At 41.1% G+C, this 26698-nt stretch carries 24 protein-coding genes; 12 read left to right on the plus strand and 12 right to left on the minus strand.

The features are described from left to right. Window positions 1-122 precede the first annotated feature (122 nt). Window positions 123-1316: a peptide antibiotic transporter SbmA gene (gene sbmA / locus M5E07_RS13040; protein ID WP_252219812.1), complete on the minus strand. Its 1194-nt coding sequence runs from the start codon at window positions 1314-1316 to the stop codon at window positions 123-125. Between the two features lie 469 nt (window positions 1317-1785). On the opposite strand from sbmA, the gene M5E07_RS13045 reads away from it, so the two are divergent. Continuing rightward, complete coding sequence (locus M5E07_RS13045; protein ID WP_116760028.1) at window positions 1786-1980, plus strand: hypothetical protein; 195 nt, start codon at window positions 1786-1788, stop codon at window positions 1978-1980. Window positions 1981-2233: 253 nt separating this feature from the next. Then, window positions 2234-3052 (plus strand): tetratricopeptide repeat protein, encoded by an 819-nt coding sequence (locus M5E07_RS13050; protein ID WP_252219814.1) that lies wholly within the window; start codon window positions 2234-2236, stop codon window positions 3050-3052. Window positions 3053-3128: 76 nt separating this feature from the next. Here M5E07_RS13050 and M5E07_RS13055 read toward each other — a convergent pair whose 3' ends face one another. Both M5E07_RS13055 and M5E07_RS13060 read right to left on the minus strand, forming a co-directional pair. Further along, a complete protein-coding gene (locus M5E07_RS13055; RefSeq protein WP_252219817.1) occupies window positions 3129-4055 on the minus strand; it encodes an AEC family transporter in 927 nt (308 codons plus the stop codon). Window positions 4056-4169: 114 nt separating this feature from the next. Further along, window positions 4170-5279 (minus strand): NADH:flavin oxidoreductase/NADH oxidase, encoded by a 1110-nt coding sequence (locus M5E07_RS13060; RefSeq protein WP_252219820.1) that lies wholly within the window; start codon window positions 5277-5279, stop codon window positions 4170-4172. 192 nt (window positions 5280-5471) lie between these two features. Between M5E07_RS13060 and mutM the strand changes: the two genes are divergently transcribed. Then, complete coding sequence (mutM, locus tag M5E07_RS13065) at window positions 5472-6323, plus strand: bifunctional DNA-formamidopyrimidine glycosylase/DNA-(apurinic or apyrimidinic site) lyase (RefSeq protein WP_252219823.1); 852 nt, start codon at window positions 5472-5474, stop codon at window positions 6321-6323. Further along, complete coding sequence (locus M5E07_RS13070) at window positions 6320-6604, plus strand: peptidylprolyl isomerase (RefSeq protein ID WP_016165366.1); 285 nt, start codon at window positions 6320-6322, stop codon at window positions 6602-6604. Before mutM ends, M5E07_RS13070 begins: the two co-directional genes overlap by 4 nt. A 57-nt stretch (window positions 6605-6661) precedes the next feature. Here the strand turns inward: M5E07_RS13070 and M5E07_RS13075 are convergent, their stop codons facing one another. The 3 genes from M5E07_RS13075 to typA all read right to left on the minus strand — a co-directional run bounded on the left by M5E07_RS13075 (window position 6662) and on the right by typA (window position 9571). Further along, window positions 6662-6991 (minus strand): gamma-glutamylcyclotransferase family protein, encoded by a 330-nt coding sequence (locus tag M5E07_RS13075; protein WP_252219826.1) that lies wholly within the window; start codon window positions 6989-6991, stop codon window positions 6662-6664. Between the two features lie 133 nt (window positions 6992-7124). Then, window positions 7125-7559 (minus strand): large conductance mechanosensitive channel protein MscL, encoded by a 435-nt coding sequence (gene mscL / locus M5E07_RS13080; RefSeq protein ID WP_116760018.1) that lies wholly within the window; start codon window positions 7557-7559, stop codon window positions 7125-7127. 182 nt (window positions 7560-7741) lie between these two features. Next, window positions 7742-9571: a translational GTPase TypA gene (gene typA, locus M5E07_RS13085; RefSeq protein WP_116760016.1), complete on the minus strand. Its 1830-nt coding sequence runs from the start codon at window positions 9569-9571 to the stop codon at window positions 7742-7744. A gap of 171 nt (window positions 9572-9742) precedes the next feature. Here typA and M5E07_RS13090 point away from each other — a divergent pair, with 171 nt between their 5' ends. The 3 genes from M5E07_RS13090 (at window position 9743) to M5E07_RS13100 (ending at window position 13679) form a co-directional block, all read left to right on the plus strand. Further along, window positions 9743-11113 (plus strand): uracil-xanthine permease family protein, encoded by a 1371-nt coding sequence (locus tag M5E07_RS13090; protein ID WP_252219829.1) that lies wholly within the window; start codon window positions 9743-9745, stop codon window positions 11111-11113. Window positions 11114-11180: 67 nt separating this feature from the next. Then, window positions 11181-12206, plus strand: a complete 1026-nt coding sequence (locus tag M5E07_RS13095; RefSeq protein ID WP_252219832.1) for a methyltransferase — start codon at window positions 11181-11183, stop codon at window positions 12204-12206. Between the two features lie 9 nt (window positions 12207-12215). Beyond that, on the plus strand, window positions 12216-13679 hold the full coding sequence (locus tag M5E07_RS13100) for an amino acid permease (RefSeq protein WP_116760010.1): 1464 nt from the start codon (window positions 12216-12218) through the stop codon (window positions 13677-13679). A 373-nt stretch (window positions 13680-14052) separates the two neighbouring features. Here the strand turns inward: M5E07_RS13100 and M5E07_RS13105 are convergent, their stop codons facing one another. After that, on the minus strand, window positions 14053-14739 hold the full coding sequence (locus M5E07_RS13105) for a YggS family pyridoxal phosphate-dependent enzyme (protein WP_116760008.1): 687 nt from the start codon (window positions 14737-14739) through the stop codon (window positions 14053-14055). 123 nt (window positions 14740-14862) lie between these two features. On the opposite strand from M5E07_RS13105, the gene M5E07_RS13110 reads away from it, so the two are divergent. Together M5E07_RS13110 and M5E07_RS13115 are read left to right on the plus strand one after the other, a co-directional pair. Further along, on the plus strand, window positions 14863-15900 hold the full coding sequence (locus M5E07_RS13110; protein ID WP_116760006.1) for a type IV pilus twitching motility protein PilT: 1038 nt from the start codon (window positions 14863-14865) through the stop codon (window positions 15898-15900). 29 nt (window positions 15901-15929) lie between these two features. Continuing rightward, window positions 15930-17048 carry a PilT/PilU family type 4a pilus ATPase gene (locus tag M5E07_RS13115; protein ID WP_252219835.1) on the plus strand — a complete coding sequence of 373 codons (1119 nt, stop codon included), beginning with the start codon at window positions 15930-15932 and terminating at the stop codon, window positions 17046-17048. Between the two features lie 134 nt (window positions 17049-17182). Here M5E07_RS13115 and omp38 read toward each other — a convergent pair whose 3' ends face one another. After that, window positions 17183-18199 (minus strand): outer membrane protein Omp38, encoded by a 1017-nt coding sequence (omp38, locus tag M5E07_RS13120; RefSeq protein ID WP_116760002.1) that lies wholly within the window; start codon window positions 18197-18199, stop codon window positions 17183-17185. 377 nt (window positions 18200-18576) lie between these two features. Between omp38 and M5E07_RS13125 the strand changes: the two genes are divergently transcribed. The 3 genes from M5E07_RS13125 (at window position 18577) to M5E07_RS13135 (ending at window position 20960) form a co-directional block, all read left to right on the plus strand. Next, window positions 18577-19095 carry a GspH/FimT family pseudopilin gene (locus tag M5E07_RS13125; protein WP_252219838.1) on the plus strand — a complete coding sequence of 173 codons (519 nt, stop codon included), beginning with the start codon at window positions 18577-18579 and terminating at the stop codon, window positions 19093-19095. Between the two features lie 101 nt (window positions 19096-19196). Then, the gene (locus tag M5E07_RS13130) at window positions 19197-20372 is read left to right on the plus strand and encodes a thiolase family protein (RefSeq protein WP_252219840.1); all 1176 of its coding nucleotides are present in this window, start codon (window positions 19197-19199) and stop codon (window positions 20370-20372) included. 141 nt (window positions 20373-20513) lie between these two features. Continuing rightward, complete coding sequence (locus M5E07_RS13135; protein WP_116759996.1) at window positions 20514-20960, plus strand: VOC family protein; 447 nt, start codon at window positions 20514-20516, stop codon at window positions 20958-20960. An 88-nt stretch (window positions 20961-21048) separates the two neighbouring features. Here the strand turns inward: M5E07_RS13135 and M5E07_RS13140 are convergent, their stop codons facing one another. From M5E07_RS13140 to M5E07_RS13155, 4 genes are all read right to left on the minus strand, one after another. Next, window positions 21049-21534 carry a DUF934 domain-containing protein gene (locus tag M5E07_RS13140; protein WP_252219842.1) on the minus strand — a complete coding sequence of 162 codons (486 nt, stop codon included), beginning with the start codon at window positions 21532-21534 and terminating at the stop codon, window positions 21049-21051. Then, a complete protein-coding gene (locus M5E07_RS13145) occupies window positions 21527-23170 on the minus strand; it encodes a nitrite/sulfite reductase (protein WP_252219844.1) in 1644 nt (547 codons plus the stop codon). Before M5E07_RS13145 ends, M5E07_RS13140 begins: the two co-directional genes overlap by 8 nt. A gap of 105 nt (window positions 23171-23275) precedes the next feature. Next, a complete protein-coding gene (lepB, locus tag M5E07_RS13150) occupies window positions 23276-24250 on the minus strand; it encodes a signal peptidase I (RefSeq protein WP_252219847.1) in 975 nt (324 codons plus the stop codon). A gap of 14 nt (window positions 24251-24264) precedes the next feature. Beyond that, the gene (locus M5E07_RS13155) at window positions 24265-26664 is read right to left on the minus strand and encodes a glucose/quinate/shikimate family membrane-bound PQQ-dependent dehydrogenase (RefSeq protein ID WP_252219850.1); all 2400 of its coding nucleotides are present in this window, start codon (window positions 26662-26664) and stop codon (window positions 24265-24267) included. Window positions 26665-26698 lie beyond the last annotated feature (34 nt).

Here is a 26698-nt window from a genome sequence, read left to right on the forward strand (position 1 = left end):
CTATTTATTGTCATCATTATTTTTAGTTTAACGCTTTTCATATTTTTGAACAGAATTACCTTATTTGCCAAAATAAAAAAACCTGCAAAATGCAGGCTCTTTTCAATCGATAAACAGTTCGATTATTCATCCAAAATCGATTCAAAGGCTTTCAAACGCTTATAAATGGACAACAGTTCAATAATGGTTTTCCAAGACATAATTAAATATTGGAAAGATTCACGAACTTTATCAAAAACATTACCAATCTGATTGACCAAACCTAAGGTCATTTTTCCTGCTGCAATGGACGGAAATAGCACCACTAAGCTATATAAAATATCAAGTTGTCGGTACCACGTTGCCACCAAGTTGAAATAGGCATAATGAAAATACAGACGGAAATAGTTTTTGCGTACGCGACTAAAAAGTTCAGCTAAGGTTGCAGGCTGCGCACGATCTACATGATCTTCTCCATATACCAATTCTTTACGATATGCTGCTTCCACTCTCTGATTATTAAATTCCAAACCTGGCAGCTTATTCCCCACTACCATCAATAATACGGTACCAAAAATTGCCCAAATAATAGATGCCCAGACCAGTGAATGCTCAACTTCTCCCACTATCGGTAATACGGGCACATGTTTGGACAGATCAAATAAAATAGGCAAGAAAGCGACCAAAATCATAATGGCTTTAATCAGCTCGACCCCCAAATCTTCCATAATGGTGGCAAAACGCATGGTGTCTTCCTGCACACGCTGTGATGCCCCTTCAACTTGGCGTAGTTTTTCCCAGCGTTCCGTATAGTATTCATTCATTGCTGTGCGCCAGCGGAATACATAGTGACTGGTAAAAAAAGCGTTAATCACGGCAAAAGTCACTGCGACCATCGCAATATAGAGAAAGGTTAAGGTGCCCATATATAGGTCTTTAATATTACCGCCTTTGCCCAACATATTTTGGATTAAGTCCCAAAATGGACCATACCAAGCATTGATTGCAACACTGACCTGTACGCCAAACCAGATGTTAAACAAAATAAAGGCAGAACCCCAAATCGACCAACGTTGCCATTTATTGTTGGAAAAAAACTTCCAGAACAAAGCAAAGAGTGCAGTTGAAATAAAGAACCAGACATAAAACCATAAAAATGAAGGTGACCAAAAGCGACTCACGCCGACAGGTAACTCAGCATTGGTATATCCCTGTGGCCATCCAATGGCACTCCCCCATGTATTTCCTCCCGTGTACCACAACGTCATATTAAGTACTGACCAGATCAACACCGAAATAAAAAACCATTTGGGATTTGGAAAAAATGATTTAAACATTGAACCCGAAAATCCTTGAATTATTTGAATGGATATCCTTGGAATACTAATCCTAATTTTGTAATTTCTGGTACGAACTTTTGCAGATATTTGTACTTTTTTCTTTTGTAATCATTTATTTATGCAAATAATTCTCATTTGCGCAATCTTTTTGTGGATCAATCGCATAATTTTTTATCCATTAGAGTTTCACATTCCAACACTGACCTTTCGTCCATAACGATTGATTCTTTTACATAATGATTATATTGGTAATCAATCAGCCTCCCTATATATTGCTTATAGATTGGCTATTACTAAAAAAGCAGCAAGATGTGAAATAGAGTTTCGATTTTTATCAAGATCGATAGAATTTTTTCATCGTTATTCCATGAAATTTTTTGTATTTCAGACGTAGGGCAATCTATGTCTGAAAGGAATAATGTTAGACTGTTGCCATAAAATTAACTAAATTGATGAGGAGAATAATATGGAATCATTTGTCATCGAACTGATTAAACCAATTACCCTAGAAAAAGAAAATCACACCGCGAAAGTCTTCGAAGAAGGCACGATTCTTAAAGTCTTATTGAAAACACCGAATTCTTTATTGGTAAGTGATGATAGCAAATTTAGTTTTACTGTAGATTTAGATGGCGAAAATATCATTTGGTGTAAACTTTAAGATTCCACTCTGCCCGCCAAGATACATGAATTGTCATATTCACCACCCCATATCGGGTATATGGCGTGGTTACGTTCACAAGCTCTAATTGAGTGAATTTAAACACTGATGAATATTGGCAAATCAATAACAATAATTTTAAGCAAAACACAATTGCTATATTTACATTCGGTCAATTCAACTTATTATATATTTGTTTCTCTACCCGACACACAGATGGAATTGTGTGAATGCCCTACAAGGTTTTTAAAAGATGAAAAAAATAATTCTTGCTAGTTTAATCGCGATGTCCACACAATTCGCATTTGCCGAAAGCAAACCTGCTACAGCAGATCCCGCTTTTACTGAAGTCGAAGCCATGGTCAAAGCCAATAATATGACGGGTGCCTATCAGGCATTGGAAAAACTTGGCAAGGCAGGCAATGCTCAAGCCCTTTACAATTTAGGTTATTTAACCCAAATGGGGCAAGGCACAACCAAAGATGAAAAGAAAGCCATTCAGCTTTACGAGCAATCTGCCAGTAAAGGTTACCCCGTTGCGGACTATGTACTTGGCAAAAATTATTTAGCAGGTACTTTGGGTTTAAAACAAGATACAGCGAAAGCAAAACAGTATTTTGAAAAAGCCTCTGCTAAAGGTTTTAGCGATGCAACAGTTGATCTGGCGGTGTTACTTTTTTCTGAAAATAACCCAGCCTCGGACAAACTGGCATTACAAAAGCTTGATCCTTTAATCAAAAAAGGGAATTTCCAAGCCCTTCACGCTAAAGCCTTGTATGACATTAGCACTGGATTCAAAAACAAAGATGAAGCTCCGATTAAGCAAGGTTTAGCCAGCATTCAAAGCTTGGCACAAAAAGGTTATATTCCTGCATTAATGGCAGTAGGTAATATGTTTACCAATGGCAATATCGTGCCGCAAAATCTGCCTGAAGCGAAAAAAATCTTCGTGGCACTTGCCAAAGAAAATGTACCACAAGCACAGGAATCGTTAGCCGTGGTTGAAAAAATGATGGCTGAACAGGCGAAAGTATCAACCGCATCATCCACTAAAGCCGCGAAAAAAAGCTAATTTATCCTGATTACTTGCTCATATAAAAATGCCCATCTAAAGATGGGCATTTTTATGGCTAGAAAGTACGGCACTTCTATCCCCACCAAAATGCAATTAGCCCACTCACAACCCCAAAACCCAGTACCGTACTGAGCATTAAAGGCGTGAGTGCTTTTTCATTCAAACCATAAGTCTGTCCAAATATGCCAAACGCAATTGGCATAGGCAATGCCGCCAATAAAGTTCCTGCATACAACATTTCCTGACTGACATTCGGCAGTACCGAAAACAGAAGAAAAATGGTCAATGGCATTAGAATAATTTTAAAGAAAACCAAAACAAGGCTTTGTATATCAACAGCTTTAAAACCTATACCCACCAAACTCCCACCAATCACAAACAACGCCAGTGGCGATGCCGTCTTCCCCAGCATTGCTAGAATCTGATCGATGGCAGCGGGCAATTTTAGCCCCAATAACACACAGCTCATCCCTAAAATAATGGCTAAAATGACGGGGTTTTTCAGCAGATTAACCAACGTTGGAAGGGCAACCTGTTTAAAACTGCCCTGCTGCTGTAGTCCTGCCTCAGCAATCATTAACACCAAAGCCACAATCAGCAGATTTTCAATAATCAATGTCAGAGAAATATAAATTGCCGCATGTTGACCAATCAGCATGGTCAAAATTGCAGTACCAATAAATCCTGTATTTGACATCGATGCCCCCATCGCCATAACAGCCGAAGCAGTTAAGCGATGCTGGAAATAATGCCGATATAAAACAAAGGCACAAACAAACAGCAGTAATGAGCCACCACCATACGCAATGAAATAACTCGGGTGCCAAATCTCATTTAGATTACGACTGGCTAAGGCATGTAATAAAAATGCAGGTAATGCGATCTTGATCACGAAGGCACTGAGCGCTTTAATCTGTTCAGACAGGATTAAGCCACCTTTGACACAGGCAAACCCAAGCAATACCAACAATATAATCGGCAAAATAATACTTAAGACCACATGTGTACTCCATACCAACGCTTTTTCAAAATGCCTCCTTGCTATGCTTTAGCATGCAATCATCACGGTATGATTGCGGGAAGGTTCTACGCCAACAATGAATTCAGCCTTGGTTTATTCCGAAAATGGCTTGAATAATTGCTTCACGCCATGCGGCTGACAACGCAAATATTGCGGTGCAATTTCCAGAGTTTCACCCAATTCTGCTGCAGCATGCCAAGGCCAACGCGGATCGTACAACATGGCACGCGCCAAACCGATGGCATCAGCTTGCTCTTGTTGCAACACCTGTTCTGCTTGTTGAGCTTCCGTAATCAACCCCACTGCAATCACTGGAATATCAATGGCTTGTTTCACAGCTTGTGCAAACGGAACTTGATAATTCGCGCCAATCTGAATCGCCTGCTCTACATGTAAACCCCCACTGGAAACATGAATATAGGCAGCGCCCAATTGTTGCAGGCGTTTCGACAATTCAACCGATTCCTCAACCTTCCAACCGCCATCAAACCAATCTTGGGCCGAAAGACGCACACCAATTGGGTAGCCTTGAGGTACAACATCAAGTATGGCTTGAAAAGTTTCTAAGGTCATCCGAATGCGATTTTCAAACTCGCCACCATATTCATCCTGACGCTGATTTGCCAGTGGTGACATAAATTGATGCAACAAATAACCATGCGCTGCATGTAACTCAATTAAATCAAATCCTGCATCCACAGCACGAATGGCAGCTTGGGCAAAATCTTGCTGAACCTGTTTAAGCTCAGCCGTCGATAATGCATGTGGAGGAATATCTTTCGGATTAAATGTCACCTCACTGGCAGAAACGGTTTGCCAACCATGTTGTTCTGTTGGAGTAAATTGTCCTCTGCCTAACCAAGGCTTATCCGTAGATGCCTTACGCCCTGCATGCGCCAATTGAATCGCAAAAGGCATTGGAGAGATTGAATGTACTTTCTTCAATAACTGCTGCATTTGATCGCGTTGTCGATCATTCCACAATCCTAAATCGGCAAAACTGATTCGTCCTTCAGGTTGCACTGCTGTCGCCTCCACAATACACAACCCCGCACCAGATAAGGCATAATTTGCCCATTGCTGTTCATGCCAATAGCTCAGCTCACCTTGATCGTTGGCTGAATATTGGCACATTGGCGCAATTACGATGCGATTTTTTACAGAGAGTGAACCATACTGAATGGACTGAAATAAGCGTGACATGCGATGCCTCATCATTCTAATTTTCGTGACTTATCACGTTATACAGATTATGCCGAGGCTGCAAATACTCTTTTCATCTATTGTTGAAGTCCCATCCTCAAAAGAAAGCGATCAGATTTTGAAAAGGCTTGCATTCCCGCCTATTCAGCCCGATATTAGCCTTGTTGTCCTAGAACCGTCATTTTGAAGCTTATGCCTGAATTACCTGAAGTTGAAACCACCAAAACCAGCCTGCTCCCGCTGATTGGGCAAAATATTCAATCCGTTACAGTCTTTGAGCCACGTTTACGCTGGCCGATACCTGATGATTTGCACCGTTTACAAGGACAAAAACTACTCAAACTCACGCGTCGCTCTAAGTATATTTTGGCGGAATTTGAACAAGATCGGATGCTTTGGCATTTAGGCATGTCTGGCAGTTTTAGATTGTGTGAAACACATGAAGAAAAACGCAAACACGATCATTTAATTCTTCAATTTGATGACATTCAATTGCGCTATCACGACCCGCGTCGCTTTGGCTGTATTCTTTGGTGGGATGCAGAAACTGAAGCAAAACTGCTTGCCCCTTTAGGACCTGAGCCTCTCAGCGAAACATTCAATGCAGAATATTTAAGCCAAAAACTGAAAAACAAACAGGTCGGCATAAAAATTGCACTCATGGATAATCATGTGGTGGTAGGTGTAGGCAACATCTATGCCACTGAAAGCCTATTCAATTTGGGCATACATCCAGCACAAATAGCCTCAAGTTTATCTATGCAGCAAATTGAAAAACTGGTGCAGGAAACCAAAAGAATCTTACAGCACGCCATTCAACTGGGTGGATCAACGCTACGAGATTATAGTAACGCGATGGGGGAAAATGGCTACTTTCAACAAACCCTGCTCGCTTATGGTCGTGCTGGTGAAATGTGTGTGAACTGTGAAACAACATTGGAAAATTTAAAACTGGGGCAACGTGCAAGTGTCTTCTGCCCACAATGCCAACCCTTGAAACAGGTAGCTAAAACGACAGCAATCAAGCGAGGTAAGATCAAATGAAAACAGCCATTGTTCGACATATTCTGGTCAAAGATAAAGAGTTAGCTGAGCAGTTAAAAAAGAAAATTTTAGATGGTGCCGATTTTGCCAAAATTGCCAAACAATACTCGACCTGTAATTCAGGTAAGCGTGGTGGTGAACTGGGTGAGGTGAAAAAGGGACAATTGGTGCCCGTTATTGATAAACTGGTCTTTACTGCGGCTGAACACGTCTTGCATGGTCCAGTGAAAAGCCAATTTGGCTTTCATTTGGTTGAAATAAAATTCCGTATGGCATTCTAAAATGATCCTGTAAAGCAGCGCCTATATGATTTTAGGCACTGCCCTTTTGATAGCGGTTTAAGCCGCTTTCATTTCATATATCCACGCATCCGTTCGTTCGCCCGACTCCAATTCAACTTGTACAGTGACACGTTGATACTGCATGCCTTCAAAGGCATCTAACGAAGCCCAATGTTCAATCAATTTGTCTGTACTAAAAAAATAACCTTCTACTTTCGGGGCATCTTGGTCGAGTACAATTGCGGGCAATCCTTGGTCTGGCCCCCAATCCAAAATGTGTACCACACCATTTACATAGCCTTTTTGCCATGTGCCGCCAATGCCTTCTAAAATATGCGCATTTTCCTGATTTGGGCGTAAGGTTCCGTAGACAAACAATCGATTCATCGGATCTTCATCTTTTAATTAAAAAATCAGCGCGCATCTTAATCGTAAAAATGTACAAAAACTAGCCCCTTAATGTTCAATTGATGACATAAAAAACGGCACTTGAAAGTGCCGTTTATAAAATATAAATCGATTAAGATTTATTTTTTAATTCATCACGTATTTCACGTAGTAATTGAATATCTTCAGGTGTTGCTGCTGGTTCTGGTGCTGCTTCTTCTTGCTTACGACGCATACGGTTAATCATTTTCACCATTAAAAACACCACCCATGCCAAGATGATGAAGTTAATTAAAATGGTAAGGAAGTTACCATAAGTCAGGACATTTACCCCTGCTTTGGTCAACTCATCTAAGGATTGTAGGTTATTCGGATTATCGCCCAAAACAAAGAATTTTTGCGTGAAATCCACACCACCACCTGTGATGACAGTAATCAGCGGCATGATAATGTCTTTTACCAATGAATCAACAATCTTACCAAATGCCCCACCGATGATCACACCGACAGCCAAATCAATCATGTTGCCTTTTACCGCAAATTCGCGAAACTCTTGAACAATGCTCATTGAAATCTCCAGTTATTTTTTGACTTTAATTTATGTGATGAAGTATACATTATTGAAATCTATATATTTCCATCTAATTTACTTGGTTTTGTAAATTTTCTACAACGCTTTGTTGAACAACTTATACAAAAAAAACCGCTGATCAAAATCAGCGGTTTTTATCATCCGAAGATAAGAATAACTTATTTGTTACGCTTACGTTCGTTTTCAGTCAACCAGCGTTTACGGATACGGATTGACTTAGGTGTTACTTCAACTAATTCATCATCTTCAATGAACTCAAGCGCTTGTTCAAGCGTGTATTCAACAGCAGGAACAAGAGTCAACGCATCATCAGTACCAGAAGCACGTACGTTAGTTAACTGTTTCGCTTTAGTTGGGTTAACCACCATATCGTCTGAACGTGAGTTAATCCCAACGATCATACCTTCGTAAACTTCTAACTGTGGCTTAGCGAATAGACGACCACGGTCTTGTAAGCTGAACAGTGCATAGCCAAGGCAAGTACCTTGAACCATAGAAATCAACACACCGTTTTGACGCTTCGCAACAGTACCTTGTTTCATCGGACCGTAGTGAGAGAAGCTTGAAGTCATGATTCCTGTACCAGAAGTCATGGTCAAGAATTCTGAACGGAAACCAATTAAACCACGTGAAGGCACAGTTGCTTCAATACGGATACGGCCTTTACCGTCAACTTCCATATTGGTCATTTCACCTTTACGGCTACCCATTTGTTCCATTACAGAACCTTGGTGCTGTTCTTCAACGTCAAAAGTTACGTTTTCGTATGGTTCTTGTTTTTCACCGTCAATTTCTTTGATGATTACTTGTGGGCGAGATACGCCCATTTCGAAACCTTCGCGACGCATGTTTTCAATTAAAACTGAAAGGTGAAGTTCACCACGGCCAGATACTTTGAAACGGTCTGGACTGTCAGTATCTTCTACACGTAATGCTACGTTGTGAATTAATTCGCGGTCTAAACGTTCACGGATGTTACGTGAAGTAACGAATTTACCTTCTTTACCTGCAAACGGTGAATTGTTTACTTGGAAAGTCATGGTCACTGTAGGTTCATCTACAGACAATGGTGGTAAAGCTTCAACATTTTTCGGATCACAAATGGTGTCAGAAATATGAAGTTCATCAATACCTGTGATACATACGATATCGCCTGCTTGAGCAGAGTCAACATCAACACGCTCTAGACCGTGGTAACCCATAATTTTTAAGATACGGCCGTTACGCGTCTTACCGTCTTTATCAATGACAGTTACAGGTGTATTCAAACCAATTGAACCACGTTGAATACGACCCACACCGATAACACCTACGAAGCTGTTATAGTCAAGTGAAGATATCTGCATTTGGAATGGACCATCAGCATCAACTGCTGGTGGTTCAACAATGTCAACGATTGTTTGGAATAACGGGGTCATGTCGTCAGCCAATTCTTCCGGAGAAGGACCAGCAACACCACGTAAGCCAGATGCATAAACAACTGGGAAGTCGAGCTGTTCATCAGTCGCACCCAAGTTATCAAATAAATCAAATACTTGGTCGATTACCCAGTCACAACGTGCGCTTGGTTTGTCAACTTTGTTGATAATTACGATTGGTTTCAAACCACGCGCGAACGCTTTTTGCGTTACAAAGCGAGTTTGTGGCATTGGACCTTCTTGAGAGTCAACCAATAACAATACACAGTCAACCATCGACATTACACGTTCAACTTCACCACCGAAGTCTGCGTGTCCCGGGGTGTCGACGATGTTAATACGATACTCAGTATTCGTACGAGCATCAGTCCATTTAATTGCAGTGTTCTTTGCAAGAATGGTAATACCACGTTCACTTTCAATAGCGCCCGAATCCATGACACGCTCAATCTCACCTGCGCGATCACCGAGAGCACCTGATTGTTGAAGTAATTTATCGACAAGTGTGGTTTTACCGTGGTCGACGTGGGCAATAATTGCAATATTGCGGAGATTTTTGATATCTGACATAGAATTCGATAAGTCTAAAACTTGAGGGCAAATTATACAGAAAAATAATAGATTTTAGTAGTGACAGTTTATTGACAAGCTCATTTTTTTTCACAAGTGGTCGGCATTTTGTTTTGTAAAGCCGTGTAACTCGATTAGAATAGCGCCATCTTGGCCCACAGCTTTTGGCTTATGTCTCATCAGAATCAATCTCCCCATTCGCAAGATCAGCTTGACTTGGTCTATGGTTTAAATGACCGTCCAAAGCCGCTGATTGCTTTCCTCGCTGCTTTTCAGCACTTACTTGCCATTATTGTTCCGATTGTTACGCCGGGCTTACTCATCTGCTTAGCTTTAGGCGTATCCCAAAAAGATACCAACATGATTTTATCCATGTCTTTGGTTATTTCTGGCATAGCAACCTTCTTACAATGTAAAAAAGTGGGTCCTTTTGGCGCAGGTTTACTGATTGTTCAAGGCACAAGTTTTAACTTTATTGGCCCAATTATTGGAATTGGGTCTGCCATGGTTGCTGCAGGCACACCTGTAGAATCAGTTATGGCAGCGATTTTTGGCGTGGTGATTGCAGGTTCATTCATTGAGATGGGCGTTTCGCGTATTTTGCCTTGGGTCAAAATGCTCATTACCCCATTGGTCACAGGCATTGTGGTGCTGTTGATTGGTCTGACTTTAATTAAGGAAGGCTTAATCAGCATGGGCGGTGGCTATCAAGCCATGTCAAACAATACCTTTGCCAATGCAGACAACTTAATCATGTCGTGTACAGTGCTGGCACTGATCATTATATTGAACCGTATTCATATTACTTGGGTCAAAAGTTCAGCCATTTTAATCGCACTGATTGTCGGCTATATCCTTGCAGCCTTTATGGGACATCTCGATTTTTCAGGTCTAAAAGATGCTCCTTTGGTACAAATACCCACACCAATGCACTTTGGAATTGACTTCTCTTGGAGCTTGTTTATTCCTATGGCCTTTATTTATCTGGTCACATCTTTAGAAGCAATTGGTGATATTACGGCAACCTCTAAGCTTTCCAACCAACCAGTCGATGGTGCAATATGGATGGAACGCATTAAAGGCGGTGTATTGGTCAATGGGGCAAACTCATTCCTCGCGGGTATTTTCAATACCTTCCCTAGCTCGGTCTTTGCGCAAAACAATGGTGTGATTCAACTTACTGGCGTTGCGAGTCGCTACGTCGGTATCTGGATTGCCGCCTTGTTGGTCATTTTGGGTTTACTTCCTGCGGTTGCAGGCGTGATTCAAGCCGTTCCTCAAGCCGTGTTAGGCGGTGCTGTCATGGTCATGTTTGGTGCTGTAGCAGCATCAGGCATTAATATTCTTGCAGGAGTACATCTAGACCGTCGCGCCCTGCTCATTATTGCGATTTCACTCGCATTAGGACTGGGCGTTGCTCAAGTACCACAAATTTTAGAGCACCTGCCTGAATTGTTCCGTAACATTTTTAGTTCAGGTGTTGCAACAGGTGGTATTGCCGCACTGGTTTTAAATATTGTGCTTCCTGAAACGAAGAAATAAGTTTTCATTTCTGTATGCACCTTGCCCAGCATTGTCTGGGCATCGTTTTTACTATGGAGTAAATAAGATGGATCCACGAAGTGAAGTTATTCTTCGTCAGCAAACATTTCTTTCTGGTTCAGTTCTGTTGGTCAATGCACCGTGTGATGAATTAAGTTCAGAACTGGCAGGGACAGTTGAAACCCATTTTTGGACTTGGAATTTTAACGAATTACAATATTTTCAAGCCCAACAAAGCTCTGTACATTTTGGCACCGATTTGCCAGAGACAGGTTTTGAACAGGCAATCGTCTTTGTCCCAAAATCAAAAGAACTACTCAACTACGTCCTATACCAACTGGTCGGTCGTATGGCCGTAGGTTCTTCCATCTTTTTAGTTGGTGAAAAAAAAGGTGGCGTGGAACGTGCAGCAAAGCAACTGCAACCTTTTGGCAAAAGCCTCAAATTAGACAGCGCTCGACATTGTCAAATGTGGCAATTGGTCACCGAAAAGACCGTAACAGCAAAACCTTTGGCCGATTGGGCACAACATTACACGGTACCAACCCCTAAAGGTGAATTACAGATTTGTGCATTACCCGGTGTGTTTAGCCAAAACCGCCTAGACGTGGGTACCGCCGTGTTATTACCTCACCTTTCACAGGTCACCTCTGGCAAAATTGCAGACTTTGGCTGTGGTGCTGGTGTAATCAGCGCCTATTTAGCCAAATTGAATCCGAAAAACCGCATTTTTTCTTTAGATGTCGATGCCTTTGCACTCGCCTCTACCAAAATGACCTTTGAAAGAAATAATCTTTTACCAGAACAACTTGAGATTAAAGCAGTCCGTGGAATTGAGGATGCACCCCTCTTTTTGCACGCAATCGTCAGTAATCCCCCATTCCATCAAGGCATTCATACAGATTACAATGCCAGCGAAAATTTATGCAAAACTTCCCGCCGTCATCTGAAATCAGATGGCGAATTGTGGATTGTTGCCAATCGCTTTTTGAATTACCCATTACTTATTGAGCAAAGTTTTGGTCAATGTACAACCAAAGCCGATCAACAAGGCTTTAAAGTGCTGTTTGCTAGCGCACAAAAGAAATCTTAAGGAACAACGATGAGCGAAACGACTCAACCAGCTCAACTCAAGCGTAAGCTTGGAGCTCGTCATCTGAATATGATCGCCATTGGTGGTTCTATTGGTACAGGTTTATTCTTGGCCTCAGGTGCAACCATTGCAAATGCTGGTCCAGGCGGTGCATTGTTAGCCTACTGCTTAATTGGTGTGATGATTTACTTTCTCATGACCAGCCTAGGTGAACTTGCGACCCATAACCCAACTTCAGGTGCCTTTTTCACTTACGGCACCAAGTATGTTGAAGGCGGCTTTGGTTTTGCCCTCGGCTGGAACTATTGGTACAACTGGGCCATTACGGTTGCATTTGAATTGGTTGCTGTCCAATTTATTATGAAATTCTGGTTCCCAGATATACCTGGTTTCTACTGGAGTGCCCTGTTCTTAGCTGTTGTCTTCGGGATCAATGCCCTCACAGTGAAAGGCTTTGGTGAAAGCGAGTTCTTCTTCTCATTGGTTAAAGTCTTTGCCATTATTGTGTTTATCATCATTGGTATCTTCATGATTGCTAAAATCATGATGACGCCTGGTGTCACAACATTCGCGAACTGGTCCAAAGGTGAAGCACCCTTTGTTGGTGGTCTAACTGCACTGATTGGTGTAGCCATGATTGCAGGATTCTCGTTCCAAGGTACAGAAATGGTTGGGGTTGCAGCAGGTGAATCTAAAGACCCGCAAAAAACCATTCCGATTGCCATCAAGCAAATCTTTTGGCGTATCTTGTTATTTTATGTGGTGTGTATTTTTATTATCGGTACACTCATTTCCTATGATGATCCATTGCTTCTACAAGCTGCTTCATCTGAAAATATTGCGCTTTCTCCTTTTACCTTACTCTATGAAAAAGCAGGTTTTGCTTTTGCTGCGAGTGCAATGAATGCTGTGATTTTAACTGCGATTCTTTCAGCAGGTAACTCGGGCATGTATACCTCAACCCGTATGCTGTTTAACATGGCACAGAATGGCAGTGCGCCTAAAGTCTTTGGCAAACTCGACCCACGTGGCGTGCCAATGAATGCACTGTTTGCAACCACAGCAATTGCTGCACTCTGCTTCTTAACCACCTTTATTGGTGAAGAGCAAGTATTTAACTGGCTACTGAATATGTCAGGCATGTGCGGTTTTATTGTTTGGTTAGGGATTGCGGTTTCACACTATCGCTTCCGTAAAGGCTATATTACTCAAGGACATAAGATTGAAGATTTAGCTTATCGTGCAAAATTCTTCCCTTTTGCGCCATGGTTTGCTTTTATTCTCTGCTCAATTGTGGTTCTAGGTCAGAATTACCAAGCGGTACTTGCGGGTGAGTGGTTATCAGTTTTATCCACCTATATTGGGATTTTCTTATTCTTGGTGATTTGGCTCGGTTATAAATGGAAATACAAAACCAAGTTGATTTCTTATCAAGAAATGGATGTTAGCCCGATGAAGATAGAGCGAGAATAATTTCCTCTTAAAAAACAGCCTTCGGGCTGTTTTTTACTTCTTAAATTTACCATTAAAAATTAACTATATACAAAATAAAGCTTACATAATCGCAGTCGAAGCAGATGAGTTCTGGAGTTTTCCAATCAGATAATCAATATACAAAACCGTATATTTTAAACTAAAAAGCCCCGACTTCCTGTCGAGGCTTTATTAGATTCTTGCTGCGGTATAACTCCTGTCGTACCGTTTTGCATCCGTTCTACACTATTATTGTTATTGTAAAGAAACATCCTGTTCCTGATAAATCCATCATATAAATAAATCATTAGGATTGCGAGACGCTATAAGGATCAAATGCTGTCAGCCAAAACCTACAAAAAACCACCGACATCTATTTCGAATAATCTCGCGCACCAAATAATGCCGTCCCAATCCGTACCATCGTCGAACCTGCCGCAATCGCAGCCTCCAAATCTGCTGACATGCCCATACTTAAAGTATCCCAATCTTCAGGATGTGCATGGAGTGTTTTCACCTGATTAAACAGCGTTTTGGCATCCCATAATGCCGCTGTATTATGCGGTGCAGGAATGACCATGATGCCACGAAGTCTTAAATGCGGAAGTTGGCTCAGCTTTTGTACCAACTCTGCAACTTCTTCTGGCTGACAGCCATCTTTACTGTCTTGCCCATCAATATTGACTTGCAAGCAAATATTCAAAGGTGGCTGAGTTGCTAAACGTTGACTCGATAAACGCTCAGCAATAATTAAACGATCTACCCCATGCACCCAAGCAAATTTTTCCGCCAGATGCTTGGTCTTGTTACGCTGCACATGCCCAATAAAATGCCACTCAATCTCCAGATCAGCCAAAGTCTCAATTTTTTCAAGGGCTTCTTGTAAGTAGTTTTCACCAAACTCACGCTGTCCTGTTGCATACATCTCACGCAATGCTTCACTTGGATGAGTTTTCGATACTGCAAGCAATTGCACAGTTTCTGCCTGACGTCCTGCCTGTTGACACGCAGCCTCAATTTGCCCTAAAACTTGATTTCGCGACTCTTTCAAACTATTCATTGACGATATTCTCATTTCATTCATCTTTTTTTACGTTCAAGCAACTCTAACTGTTGGTTAAGTGGCAGGAAAGCCTTATTATTCTATCAAAATAATTAAGATTTATATGATCTCGGGGAATTCATGGACATTACAGAATTATTGGCTTTTTCTGCAAAAAACGGGGCTTCTGACTTACACTTATCTGCGGGTATGCCACCAATGATTCGCGTAGATGGTGAAGTACGTCGCATTAACTTACCAGCTTTAGAACATAAAGAAGTACACAAACTGGTGTACGATATTATGAATGACAAACAACGTCGTGACTTTGAAGAACAATTGGAAACTGACTTTTCCTTCGAAGTTCCAAGCATCGCACGTTTCCGTGTAAACGCATTTAACCAAAACCGCGGCGCTGGCGCAGTATTCCGTACCATTCCTTCAAAAGTTCTTACCATGGATGACTTGGGATTAGGACAAACATTTAAAGAGCTTTGTGACTTACCACGTGGTTTAGTTTTAGTCACGGGCCCAACGGGTTCTGGTAAATCGACCACGTTAGCAGCCATGATCGACTATATTAACGACAAGCGTTATGACCACATTTTAACCGTCGAAGATCCAATCGAATTTGTACACCAATCAAAAAAATGCCTGATTAATCAACGTGAAGTACATCGTGATACGCATGGCTTTAACGAAGCATTACGTTCTGCACTACGTGAAGATCCAGACATTATTTTAGTTGGTGAGATGCGTGACCTTGAAACCATTCGCCTAGCCCTGACCGCTGCAGAAACAGGTCACTTGGTTTTCGGTACACTGCATACCACTTCTGCGGCCAAAACCATTGACCGTGTGATTGATGTATTCCCCGCTGAAGAAAAAGATATGGTTCGTGCCATGCTTTCTGAATCATTACAAGCGGTTATCTCACAAACACTCTTAAAGAAAAATGGTGGTGGCCGTGTCGCCGCGCATGAAATCATGATTGGTATTCCTGCTATTCGTAACCTAATTCGTGAGAACAAAGTTGCGCAAATGTACTCTGCGATCCAAACAGGTGCTAACTATGGTATGTCCACCTTAGACCAAAGCCTTAAAACGCTGGTATCTAAAGGTATCATTAGTCCACAAACAGCACGTACTGTTGCCAAACAACCAGAATCATTCTTATAAGAATATCAAAACGGAATTAGGATAAGGTTATGGACTTTAACGACTTACTCAATCTCATGATTCAACAAAAAGCATCTGACCTTTTCGTCACAGCTGACGTTGAACCATCCATGAAAATTAACGGTCAAATTATTCCTGTTGCGAAAACCAAGTTAACAGGTGAAATTGTTGGTCAGCTCTTAAATTCAATTATGAGCGATAAACAACGCAAAGAATTCGCTGAAACACGCGAATGCAACTTTGCGATTATGAATCGTGATAAAACAGCACGTTTCCGTGTCAGTGCTTTTCAACAACGCGACCAACCTGGCATGGTGTTACGTCGTATTGAAACCAAAATTCCAACGATGGATGAACTCAAGCTTCCTCCAGTACTCAAAGATTTAGCCATGACCAAACGTGGCATCATTATCTTTGTTGGTGCAACAGGTACTGGTAAATCAACATCATTGGCTTCAATTATTGGTTTTCGTAATCACAATTCGAAAGGTCATATCATTACCATTGAAGACCCGATCGAATTTATTCACGAACATGCGGGGTGTATTATCACTCAACGTGAAGTGGGTATCGATACTGATTCCTTTGAAATTGCATTGAAGAATACTTTGCGTCAAGCACCCGATGTGATTCTGATTGGTGAGATTCGTTCACGTGAGACCATGGACTATGCGATTGCCTTCGCAGAAACAGGACATTTAGTTTTTGCAACACTGCATGCCAACAACGCCAACCAAGCCATTGACCGTATTATCCACTTCTTTGAAGCGGACCGACACAGTCAACTGTTTATGGATTTATCTTTAAACCTAAAAGCCATGGTTGCACAGCAACTTATTCCAACCCCAGATGGTAATTCACGTCGCGCTGCGATTGAGATCTTGATTAATTCACCATTAATTTCTGATTTAATCCGCAAGGGTGATATTCATGAAATTAAAGATTTAATGAAGCGTTCACGTGAACTCGGTATGCAAACCTTTGACCAAGCACTTTATGATTTGTATAAAGCCAAGCAAATCACCTATAAAGATGCACTGAAACACGCCGATTCACCAAATGATTTACGCTTACAAATCAAACTCTCTGAAGAGGGAGCTGATCGCTTAATGAATGCAAGCTCACATATTACCTTTGATGGTCAGTAAATAGATACAGATTCAAGATTGAAGAAAAACGGGCCTATTGGCTCGTTTTTTAATGCAAAATAAAGCATTTATTTTTTTATCGCAAAGAAAAAGCAGCCTTAAGGCTGCTTTCTCAAATCAAAATCAATAATTAATTATTGAGCTTGACCAGGTTGTACTGTAACAGTACGGCTACCAGTGATTGTCGCGAATACGCGACGGTTCATAGCACGACCTTCTTTAGTTTTGTTGTCAGCAATCGGTTGATCCCAAGCGAAACCTTGAGTAGACAAACGAGATGCATCTACATTGTATTCATTTACAAGAGCAGATTTAACAGAGTTAGCACGAGCTAAAGATAAACGTTCGTTCAATGCACGTGGACCAGTGTTATCTGTGTGACCTTCGATGCGAGCAGTAGCGTTTGGATATTCAACTAACTTCTCAGCAACTTTAGCAATTTCTGGCTTGTATTGATCTTTGATGTTTGATTTATTCGTATCAAAGAATACACGAAGTTCCATGTTAAGGTCTTCAGTCAATTGCTCAGGAACTGGCTCAACTGGAGTAACTGGCTCAACTTCTACTACTGGTGCAGCAGGTTTCAAGTGACCACCAAGAACAACGTTAAGACCAGCTAAAGCTGTGTAGTTCCAGAACTTTTCATCAAAGTCATAAGTACCACGAGCTTCAGTACGAAGAGACAATGCGTCGTTTAAGCGCCAGAAAGCACCTAGACCAGCATTACCAATCGTGTCTTCTTTGTCTGCATAAATGCCATCAAAGTCAGTTTTAGTCTGACCAGCACCTAAAAGTACGTATGGCTTGATTTTGCTGTCATAGTTTTTAGTGAACAAATCAGAAGTAGCATAGAAGTTACCAGCTACAGTACGTTGTTTGTATTCAGCACCCTGTACGCCAGTACCGTCAAGATCACCCTTAACTTGGTTATATTCAGCTTCAAAGCCTAACCATGGAGTTAACTCAACACCTAATGCAGCACCAACGAACATATCGTCTTGTAATTCTGCATGGCTAGTTAGTTTGTCATTATTATGCTCAGAATCCTGCCAAGTATAACCGAGCATTAAAGGAGTAATGGTTACACCAGCATTAGCAGCAGCTAAAGGTGCAGCAACGAGCATCGCTAAAGCAATACGACTCATTTTCATGGATTTATCCTCCAGAGATAAACAATTGTTGTTCAAGCTAAGCCTAAAATTTTAGCTATCCTGAGATAGGCTTTTTTAAATACCCCAGTTTTATTTTTAAGCTACTCACCTTGAATAATACAAACACTTAATTCGTTTGTCCAAGTGTTTGATAATTTTAATCAAGTAAATTATTGACAAAATTACTTACAATTTCAGTTGTAGTTCAGTAAATTTATAATCTCTTGCTTTTTAAGAATAGCTTATCCTCACTTGCGATTCACTATAGCATTTTCTTATTCACTGAGAAACACATTTTTCATTATAAAATGAATAAAAAACAAGAGATTAATATTCATTATTAACTTAAAAAAATACAGGTACTTAGGTTATTTTATATGCACCTCAATAAATATATGGCTTATACATTAGTAGAACTTGCCATTACAATATTAGTTTTGTCAATACTTGTTACACTTGCTTTACCTTATTACCACGAAATGAAAGCAAACCAAGAGCGCAGAACAATTTTTAGACAAGTTGTAGGTAGTATACAACTCGCAAAACAGCATGCTGCTATACATCATACCAATGTTGTAATGTGCTCTTCACAAGACATGCAAAACTGTAAAGAAGCGATGTGGGAACAAGGTTTTATTTTATTTCTCGATTCCAATCAAAATAGACAGCTAGATTTGAATGAAACCTTAATTACCCAAGAACGTACGGACTTGTCCTACGGCACATTAAACTGGCGTGGAACCTTGCACTTCTCCAGCCTTAATTTTATGGCTGAAGATGGTCTGCCCATCGGCTCAAACGGCAGTTTCTATTACTGCTCATCAACTGTAAAACATATGAAGATTATCCTGAATAAAATGGGTAATTCACGCAGCATTGACCTAAGCAATTGTTGAAAACCGATGAGTCAACAGCAAAAGCAACATCTAATTTCCAGTTTTCAATATACTGCATGAGATTGAACAATAACCAATTATACTCGTTCGGAGATATATCAATGACTGATATCGTGATTGTAAATGGCGCACGTACTGCAATGGGCGGTTTTCAAGGAAGTTTATCTGGTCTAACTGCACCAGAACTTGGTGCAACAACCATCAAGGAAGCGATTGCTCGTGCTGGCCTACAACCGACCGATGTAGAAGAAGTCATTATGGGCTGCGTTTTACCTGCTGGTCTGAAACAAGGTCCTGCTCGCCAAGCTATGCGTCAAGCAGGTTTACCAGATTCAACAGGTGCCGTTACAATCAATAAATTATGTGGTTCTGGCATGAAAGCAGTCATGCAAGCTGCCGATATGATTAAAGCAGGTTCTGCTGAAATCGTGGTTGCAGGTGGTATGGAGTCTATGACCAATGCACCCTATGTCTTGACCAAAGCACGTGCGGGTTACCGCATGGGTCATGGCGAAGTTAAAGATCACATGTTTCTTGATGGTTTAGAAGATGCTGAAACTGGTCGTTTAATGGGCTCATTTGCACAAGATATGGCCAATACCCGTGGCTATACACGTGAGCAAATGGACGCATTTGCAATTCGTTCATTACTACGTGCGCAAACTGCGGTCAACGAAGGTTACTTTGCAGATGAAATTGTCCCTGTGACCGTTTCAACACGTAAAGGTGATGTTGTTATCGATAAAGATGAACAACCTTTCAACGCCAACATTGAAAAAATTCCTACATTACGCCCAGCATTTGCCAAAGACGGTACCATTACTGCTGCAAATGCCAGCTCAATTTCTGATGGTGCATCAGCTTTAGTTTTAACTTCAGCGGATAATGCATCTGCAAAAGGTTTACAGCCATTGGCTAAAATCTTGGCTTATGCATCAAACTCTCAACATCCTTCTGAGTTTACGATTGCTCCTGTTGGTGCAATTGAGAAAGTGTTAAAGAAAACTGGTTGGGATGCGCAAGACGTTGATCTTTGGGAAATCAATGAAGCGTTTGCCATGGTAACCATGTGCCCAATGGATGACTTTAAACTTGATCCTGCAAAAGTGAACATTAATGGTGGTGCTTGTGCGCTAGGTCACCCAGTCGGTTCAACAGGTTCACGGGTTATTTTAACGCTCATTCACGCCTTAAAACGTACTGGCGGTAAGAAAGGGATTGCAGCTTTATGTATTGGTGGCGGTGAAGCAACGGCTGTTGCAATTGAACTTTTATAAGTTTCAACATTCTACTATTCGCTATTCTTAAGTAAAAATCCTCCTTAACGGGGGATTTTTTATACTTACATTTTTTCATTATTCTTTTTGATCAAGACTGTTAAATTAAGACACCCAAAATAAAAAACGGAACATATAACAATGCAACTCAACCATTATCTGAATTTCCAAGGTGAAGCCGAAGCTGCTTTTAATTTTTATAAATCTGTGTTCGGTGGTGAGTTTGCCATGCTAAAACGTTATGGTGATATGCCCTCTGATGAAAAATCTCAGCTCAGCGATGCCGAAAAAAATTATATTCTACATGTTTCCTTACCAATTAATGAATTTACAATTCTGATGGCCTCCGATACCACTGAACAGTTTTGTGCAGCAAATAGCCCTTTTATCAAAGGCACCAATCACTACATTTCCATTAATTTAGAAAAGCATGAACAAGCAGAAGCACAACGTCTGTATGAAGCGCTGTCACAAAATGGGCAAATTGAAATGCCCTTGGAAAAGACCTTTTGGGGTGCACTCTATGCGGCATTTACCGATCAGTTTGGCGTGAAATGGATGGTGAATTGCCAACTTGAAGAGATGTAATGTTTCACCAAAGAACAAATGATTTTTTTGTAAAGATGGCTGTTATAAAAAAAGCCAGATTTTATCTGGCTTTTTTTAACTGAAGGACTTAAGCCCCAGTTTGATAACTTGCTTGAGCAACCGCAGTGGATGCTTGATACGGATGTCTAAAATCATTTAAACCTGCCGCAGCTTCCTGAATATCTTTACCTTCTTTAATCACAAAAGTATCGAAACCAGAACGCTTCATATAGTTTAAGACATCCTTAAACACATCACCTGTCGCACGTAATTCGCCTTGGAAACCTTGGCGACGCAACAATGCAGCAAATGAATAACCACGACCATCGTTGAAACCCGCAAAATCAATAAAGATCGCATCTAATTGATTTAAAGGAAATTCATTAATTTCAGGAGAAGCATCCACAGTAATCAATAATGCTTTTTTACCTGTAATATTGGTAAGTTGATCCAACTGATCAACAGTCAATACCACATCACCTTGCGGTAATACAGCATCTTCGCCAATGAATTGGTAACTATTGTCTGCCACTGTGCCATCTTTAGAGAGCACTTGAAGTGCGGTATTAAGCATAAGCACGCTCCTTGAATGGTTGAATGCCAACACGGCGATAAGTTTCAATAAACTCTTCACCTTCTTGACGTAAATCAAGATAAGTATTCAGAATTTCTTCAATAATGTCAGGTACAACTTCTGCTGCAAATGATGGCCCTAAGATGTCACCAATCGAAGCATCATGGTCTGCATTACCGCCTAAAGTAATTTGGTAGAATTCAGCACCTTTTTTATCGACACCTAAAATACCAATATTACCCACGTGGTGATGACCACAAGCATTCATACAACCTGAAATGTTCAAGTCGATATGACCCAAATTGTAAACCGTATCTAGGTCATCAAAACGACGTGAAATCGCTTCAGAAATTGGAATCGATTTCGCATTTGCCAATGAACAGAAGTCACCACCTGGGCAGCAAATAATATCGGTAATAAAACCAATATGCGCACGCGCCAAGTCATGTTGTTCAAGCGTTTGCCACAACTCAAACAAGTCTTTTTGAGGTACATCGACCAACGAAATGTTTTGTTCATGCGTGGTACGTAATTCACCAAAGGTGTATTTGTCTGCAAGGTCTGCAATCAAATTCATTTCTTCAGTCGTCACGTCACCTGGTGCAATACCTGCGCGTTTTAGCGAAATGGTCACTACACGGTAACCTGTCACTTTATGTGTATTGGTATTAATGTTGAACCATTGTTTAAACTTCGGATATTCAGCAAATAATGCTGTGAAGTCTTCATCTGCCAATTGCTGATATGCAAATGGAGTAAATTCTTCATCAAGTTTCGCTAAAGTTTCAGCATCTACTTTTAGCGTTTGCACAGTGTGAGCAAATTCTGCTTCCACTTTTTCTGCAAACACTTGAGGCGTTAATGCTTTGACTAAAATTTTGATACGGGCTTTGTATTTGTTGTCACGGCGGCCGTGTAAATTATACACACGAAGTACCGCTTCAAGATAAGCAATCAAATCTTCACGTGGCAACCATTCTTTGATGATTGAACCAATGATTGGTGTACGACCTAGACCGCCACCCACTTTGATTTTATAACCGATCTCACCCGCTGCATTTTTCACGATATACACACCAATATCATGGAATGACGTTGCAGCACGATCTACTTCTTCTAAAGCAGACACCGCAATTTTGAACTTACGTGGTAAGAAGGCAAATTCTGGGTGGAAGGTTGACCATTGACGAATCAATTCACACGTTGGACGTGGATCAGCAACCTCACCCGCAACTACACCTGCATATTGGTCAGTTGTGGTGTTACGAATACAGTTACCTGAAGTTTGAATCGCATGCATCTGCACAGTTGCCAATTCGGCAAGCATGTCAGGCACATTTTCAAGTGCAGGCCAGTTAAACTGAATGTTTTGACGTGTTGACACGTGTGCATAACCACGGTCATATTCTTTCGCCAATTCCGCAACCTTGCGTAACTGCGTAGAGCTCATCAAACCATAAGGAACAGCAATACGTAACATCGGCGCATAGCGTTGGACGTATAAACCGTTTTGGAGACGTAGCGGACGGTATTCATCTTCAGTGAGTTTACCCGCTAAATAACGTTCCGTTTGGTCACGGAACTGTGCAACACGTTCATTGATCAGTTGCTGATCAAAATCAGTATATAAATACATGGCGTACAGCTAGTAGTTTCATTATAACGGCTCACAGCATAACGATATTTAGACTATCAACAAAACGCGTTTTTTACATATTTCATAGCGGTTTTATTGATAAGCTTAAATTCCTGAATACCAAACAACTTTCCCTAGAATATTGTTTGCAGGCACAAAACCCCAATAACGACTATCGGCACTCTGATCACGATTATCTCCCAGAACAAAAACCATCCCTTCTGGTACGACACATTCATGACGAGTATTATAGATTGGACAATTTTCCATAAAAGGGTACTCTTCGATTGTATTGCTCGGTATAATTTGCATGAGATGAGACTGTGAACCAAATGCTTCTTCATAAACCTGCGTATCAACACCGTCTAATTCTTCTGTACGAATCATTTTTAAGACTAATGGCTTCCCATTAAGGATGATTTGACCTCGTTCAAAAGCAATCCTGTCTTTAGGTAAAGCAATCACCCTTTTGATATAGTGAATTTCAGGATTAACTGGATATTTGAAGACAATAATATCGCCAGCTTTAAAGTTGCGTAATTGGACATTACGATGAGCAAGCTGATCCACCAGTCCCAAACCTGTACGGCGCATAATGACATAATCTCCGGAATGGATAGTAGGTCGCATGCTGTCTGCTGGTACGGAATAAAAATCAAAAAATAGAATTCGTAAAGCAGCCCATAATATTGCAAAAATTGCGATACCTTGAAGCAAGTGATGATATCTTTTCCATCGTAAACTCGGGGATGAAAAGCCCAAATTGATAGTATAGATCACACCTAAAACATAGGTTAAAAGAAATGTGACATCGGTATAAGGTAATGCTTTCCAAGTTGTAAGTAGGGTCAATAAAAAATAAATTAAAGCTTTTTTGCCATATCCTAAATAAAGCAAACCAAAAACAGGACTTAATAATGTCAATAAAATAAGTAACCATGTATTTGGTTTATTTGATATTTCCTGTTTAGATAGTTCTGTTTTTTCTATGTTCTGCATATTTTTCTGTAATTTAAATAAAGTCTTAATATACCCAAATAGAATTAAATCCCCAATAAAAATGCCCACCAAAGTGAGCATTTTTATGACAATTTTTATTTACTATCTGGCAAAGCATAGGCGACCAAATAATCCCCCATCTTGGTGCCAAAAGAACCATGCCCGCCGGCCATAATGACCACATATTGCTTACCATTGCTTTCATAGGTCATTGGTGTTGCCTGACCACCTGCGGGTAAACGCCCTTCCCACAACTGCTCGCCATTGGTGACATTAAATGCACGAAGATAATTATCCTGCGTGCCAGCGACAAACATCACATTACCAGCGGTTGAAATTGGACCACCCAAACCAGGTACTCCAATTTTTAAAGGTGGCAGTTGGAACAATTTTGGCAAACTGTCACGGATAGTCCCAATCCGCTTTTTCCAGACCACTTGATGGGTTTTTAAATCTACACCCGCCACATAGCCCCAAGCTGGTTGCTTACACGGTAAACCGAGCGGAGACAAGAACGCACTGATTTCCACACCATAAGGCACACCATACATTGGCTGTACCCCTTGTTCAGTCCCTGCACCTTTGGCCGTTTCTTGACGGTTCGGATCTGCGGGAATTAAACGGCTGACAAAAGGCAATCCGATTGGATTCATGACAGCAACTTGACGATCTGCATTCACTGACATGCCTCCCCATTCAAATACGCCTAAATTCCCAGGAAAGACCAACGTGCCATTTTCTGAAGGTGGGGTATAAATACCGTCATAATTCAAACGATGGAAATAGACCCGACAAATTAACTGATCAAACATGGTCGCGCCCCACATGTCTTTATCTTTTAACTTGTCTTGTGGTGCCAGATTTAAATCAGAAAAGGGTTGGGTTGCCGAATAGTATTCGCCTTGGGTTTGTGGCCCGCGTTTTACTGTTTGAGGGACTGCGCGCTCGTTAATAGGCACGATCGCTTTGCCTGTACGTCGGTCTACTACAAAGACATTCCCTGTTTTGGTTAACACATAAATCGCTGGGACGGTTTTTCCAGTAGTATCTTGAATATCTGCCAAAGAAGGTTGCGCTGGTACATCCATATCCCACAAATCATGATGGGTCGTTTGAAAATGCCAAACCAGCTTGCCTGTACTGGCATTGATTGCCAACATCGAATTGGCATAACGCTCTTTTAACTCAGTACGATCTCCGCCCCAAATATCGGGGGTTCCTACCCCTGTTGGTACATACACGATATCCAGTTTGGAGTCATAAGCCAAAGGTGCCCACGCATTTGGAGAGTTATGTACAAAGGTCGTATTTTCGTTTGGCATGGCATTAGGATTTTGTGCCCCTGTATCAAAGACCCAAAGCAACTCACCTGTATTCACATCATAGCCACGAATGACCCCAGAAGGCTCTTTGGAAGAATAGTTATCCGTGACTGAACCCGCAATAACCACTGTTGTACCCGAAATAATCCCAGGTGATGTCGGGTTATAGCCCCCAGGATAGGCATAAGGCATAAATTTTTGTAAATTCACTTCACCTTGCTCACCAAAATCTGAGCAGACTTTGCCTGTATCAGCATTCACTGCGACTAAACGCCCATCATTCACAGGAACAATTACCTTACGTGGACACTCGGCAGAAACTGATTTTCGATTTTGCAAACTGGTCGCAAACTCGGCTGTATTATTGGCATCGTAATACATTACCCCACGACAGGTGAGATGCTGAAAAGTATGGTCGGCTTTCAATTTTGGATCAAAACGCCATTTTTCCTTGCCCGTTGCTGGATCCAAGGCAATTAACCATTGGTGAGTGGTACACATATATAAGTTATTGCCCACTTTAATCGGGGTCACCTGATTGGTGGTTTCTCCCGAATCTTTATCTGTTTTGACATCACCTGTGCGGAATGTCCAAGCCACTTTCAGATTTTTAACATTTTGATCATTAATCTGTGTCAAAGGTGAATAACGCACCCCGCCCTGAGTACGTCCATAAGCGGGCCAGTCTTGTTCTGCCACCCCCTCAATGGCTTGAGCCGATGCAGGTTGTGGTTGTTGAATGACGCCATTAATTTCTTGGGGATCGTTGAAAATCGCGTAGACCATAACTGCAATAGCAATCAACAACGTGCCCGAAAGGGCGATTTTGCTGCCTTGGACTTGACTCATATTGCGCGTGACTGCAGGAATGAGTAACCATAAACCCAATACCCCCAAAATATCCAAACGAGGTGCGAGAGCCCAAAAATCAGTTCCAACCTCCCATAAACTCCAGAGTATGGTTGCTAGCATTAAGAAACTGTACACCCATAAAAAGGAACCTTGCCCCCTTTTAAGTAAAAAGGCTGATGCCAAAATTAGCAGACCAGCAATCACATAATAGATTGAACCACCGAGTAGAATGAGCCATACCCCCCCAATCAACAGATAGGCAGCAATTAAAAGCATCACAATAACGGTAAAGGTTCGCATCGTATTTGATGGGTTACTCATTCCATTCACCTCATTCACTTTATTATTTATCGCT

This window comes from Acinetobacter tibetensis (assembly GCF_023824315.1).
Lineage (GTDB): Bacteria > Pseudomonadota > Gammaproteobacteria > Pseudomonadales > Moraxellaceae > Acinetobacter > Acinetobacter tibetensis.

Coding starts and splice junctions, on each gene's coding strand:
- sbmA (WP_252219812.1), bottom strand. CDS start 1,316: ATGTTTAAATCATTTTTTCCAAATCCCAAATGGTTTTTTATTTCGGTG.
- M5E07_RS13045 (WP_116760028.1), top strand. CDS start 1,786: ATGGAATCATTTGTCATCGAACTGATTAAACCAATTACCCTAGAAAAA.
- M5E07_RS13050 (WP_252219814.1), top strand. CDS start 2,234: ATGAAAAAAATAATTCTTGCTAGTTTAATCGCGATGTCCACACAATTC.
- M5E07_RS13060 (WP_252219820.1), bottom strand. CDS start 5,279: ATGTCACGCTTATTTCAGTCCATTCAGTATGGTTCACTCTCTGTAAAA.
- mutM (WP_252219823.1), top strand. CDS start 5,472: ATGCCTGAATTACCTGAAGTTGAAACCACCAAAACCAGCCTGCTCCCG.
- M5E07_RS13070 (WP_016165366.1), top strand. CDS start 6,320: ATGAAAACAGCCATTGTTCGACATATTCTGGTCAAAGATAAAGAGTTA.
- M5E07_RS13075 (WP_252219826.1), bottom strand. CDS start 6,991: ATGAATCGATTGTTTGTCTACGGAACCTTACGCCCAAATCAGGAAAAT.
- mscL (WP_116760018.1), bottom strand. CDS start 7,559: ATGAGCATTGTTCAAGAGTTTCGCGAATTTGCGGTAAAAGGCAACATG.
- typA (WP_116760016.1), bottom strand. CDS start 9,571: ATGTCAGATATCAAAAATCTCCGCAATATTGCAATTATTGCCCACGTC.
- M5E07_RS13090 (WP_252219829.1), top strand. CDS start 9,743: ATGTCTCATCAGAATCAATCTCCCCATTCGCAAGATCAGCTTGACTTG.
- M5E07_RS13095 (WP_252219832.1), top strand. CDS start 11,181: ATGGATCCACGAAGTGAAGTTATTCTTCGTCAGCAAACATTTCTTTCT.
- M5E07_RS13100 (WP_116760010.1), top strand. CDS start 12,216: ATGAGCGAAACGACTCAACCAGCTCAACTCAAGCGTAAGCTTGGAGCT.
- M5E07_RS13105 (WP_116760008.1), bottom strand. CDS start 14,739: ATGAATAGTTTGAAAGAGTCGCGAAATCAAGTTTTAGGGCAAATTGAG.
- M5E07_RS13110 (WP_116760006.1), top strand. CDS start 14,863: ATGGACATTACAGAATTATTGGCTTTTTCTGCAAAAAACGGGGCTTCT.
- M5E07_RS13115 (WP_252219835.1), top strand. CDS start 15,930: ATGGACTTTAACGACTTACTCAATCTCATGATTCAACAAAAAGCATCT.
- omp38 (WP_116760002.1), bottom strand. CDS start 18,199: ATGAAAATGAGTCGTATTGCTTTAGCGATGCTCGTTGCTGCACCTTTA.
- M5E07_RS13125 (WP_252219838.1), top strand. CDS start 18,577: ATGCACCTCAATAAATATATGGCTTATACATTAGTAGAACTTGCCATT.
- M5E07_RS13130 (WP_252219840.1), top strand. CDS start 19,197: ATGACTGATATCGTGATTGTAAATGGCGCACGTACTGCAATGGGCGGT.
- M5E07_RS13135 (WP_116759996.1), top strand. CDS start 20,514: ATGCAACTCAACCATTATCTGAATTTCCAAGGTGAAGCCGAAGCTGCT.
- M5E07_RS13140 (WP_252219842.1), bottom strand. CDS start 21,534: ATGCTTAATACCGCACTTCAAGTGCTCTCTAAAGATGGCACAGTGGCA.
- M5E07_RS13145 (WP_252219844.1), bottom strand. CDS start 23,170: ATGTATTTATATACTGATTTTGATCAGCAACTGATCAATGAACGTGTT.
- lepB (WP_252219847.1), bottom strand. CDS start 24,250: ATGCTCACTTTGGTGGGCATTTTTATTGGGGATTTAATTCTATTTGGG.
- M5E07_RS13155 (WP_252219850.1), bottom strand. CDS start 26,664: ATGAGTAACCCATCAAATACGATGCGAACCTTTACCGTTATTGTGATG.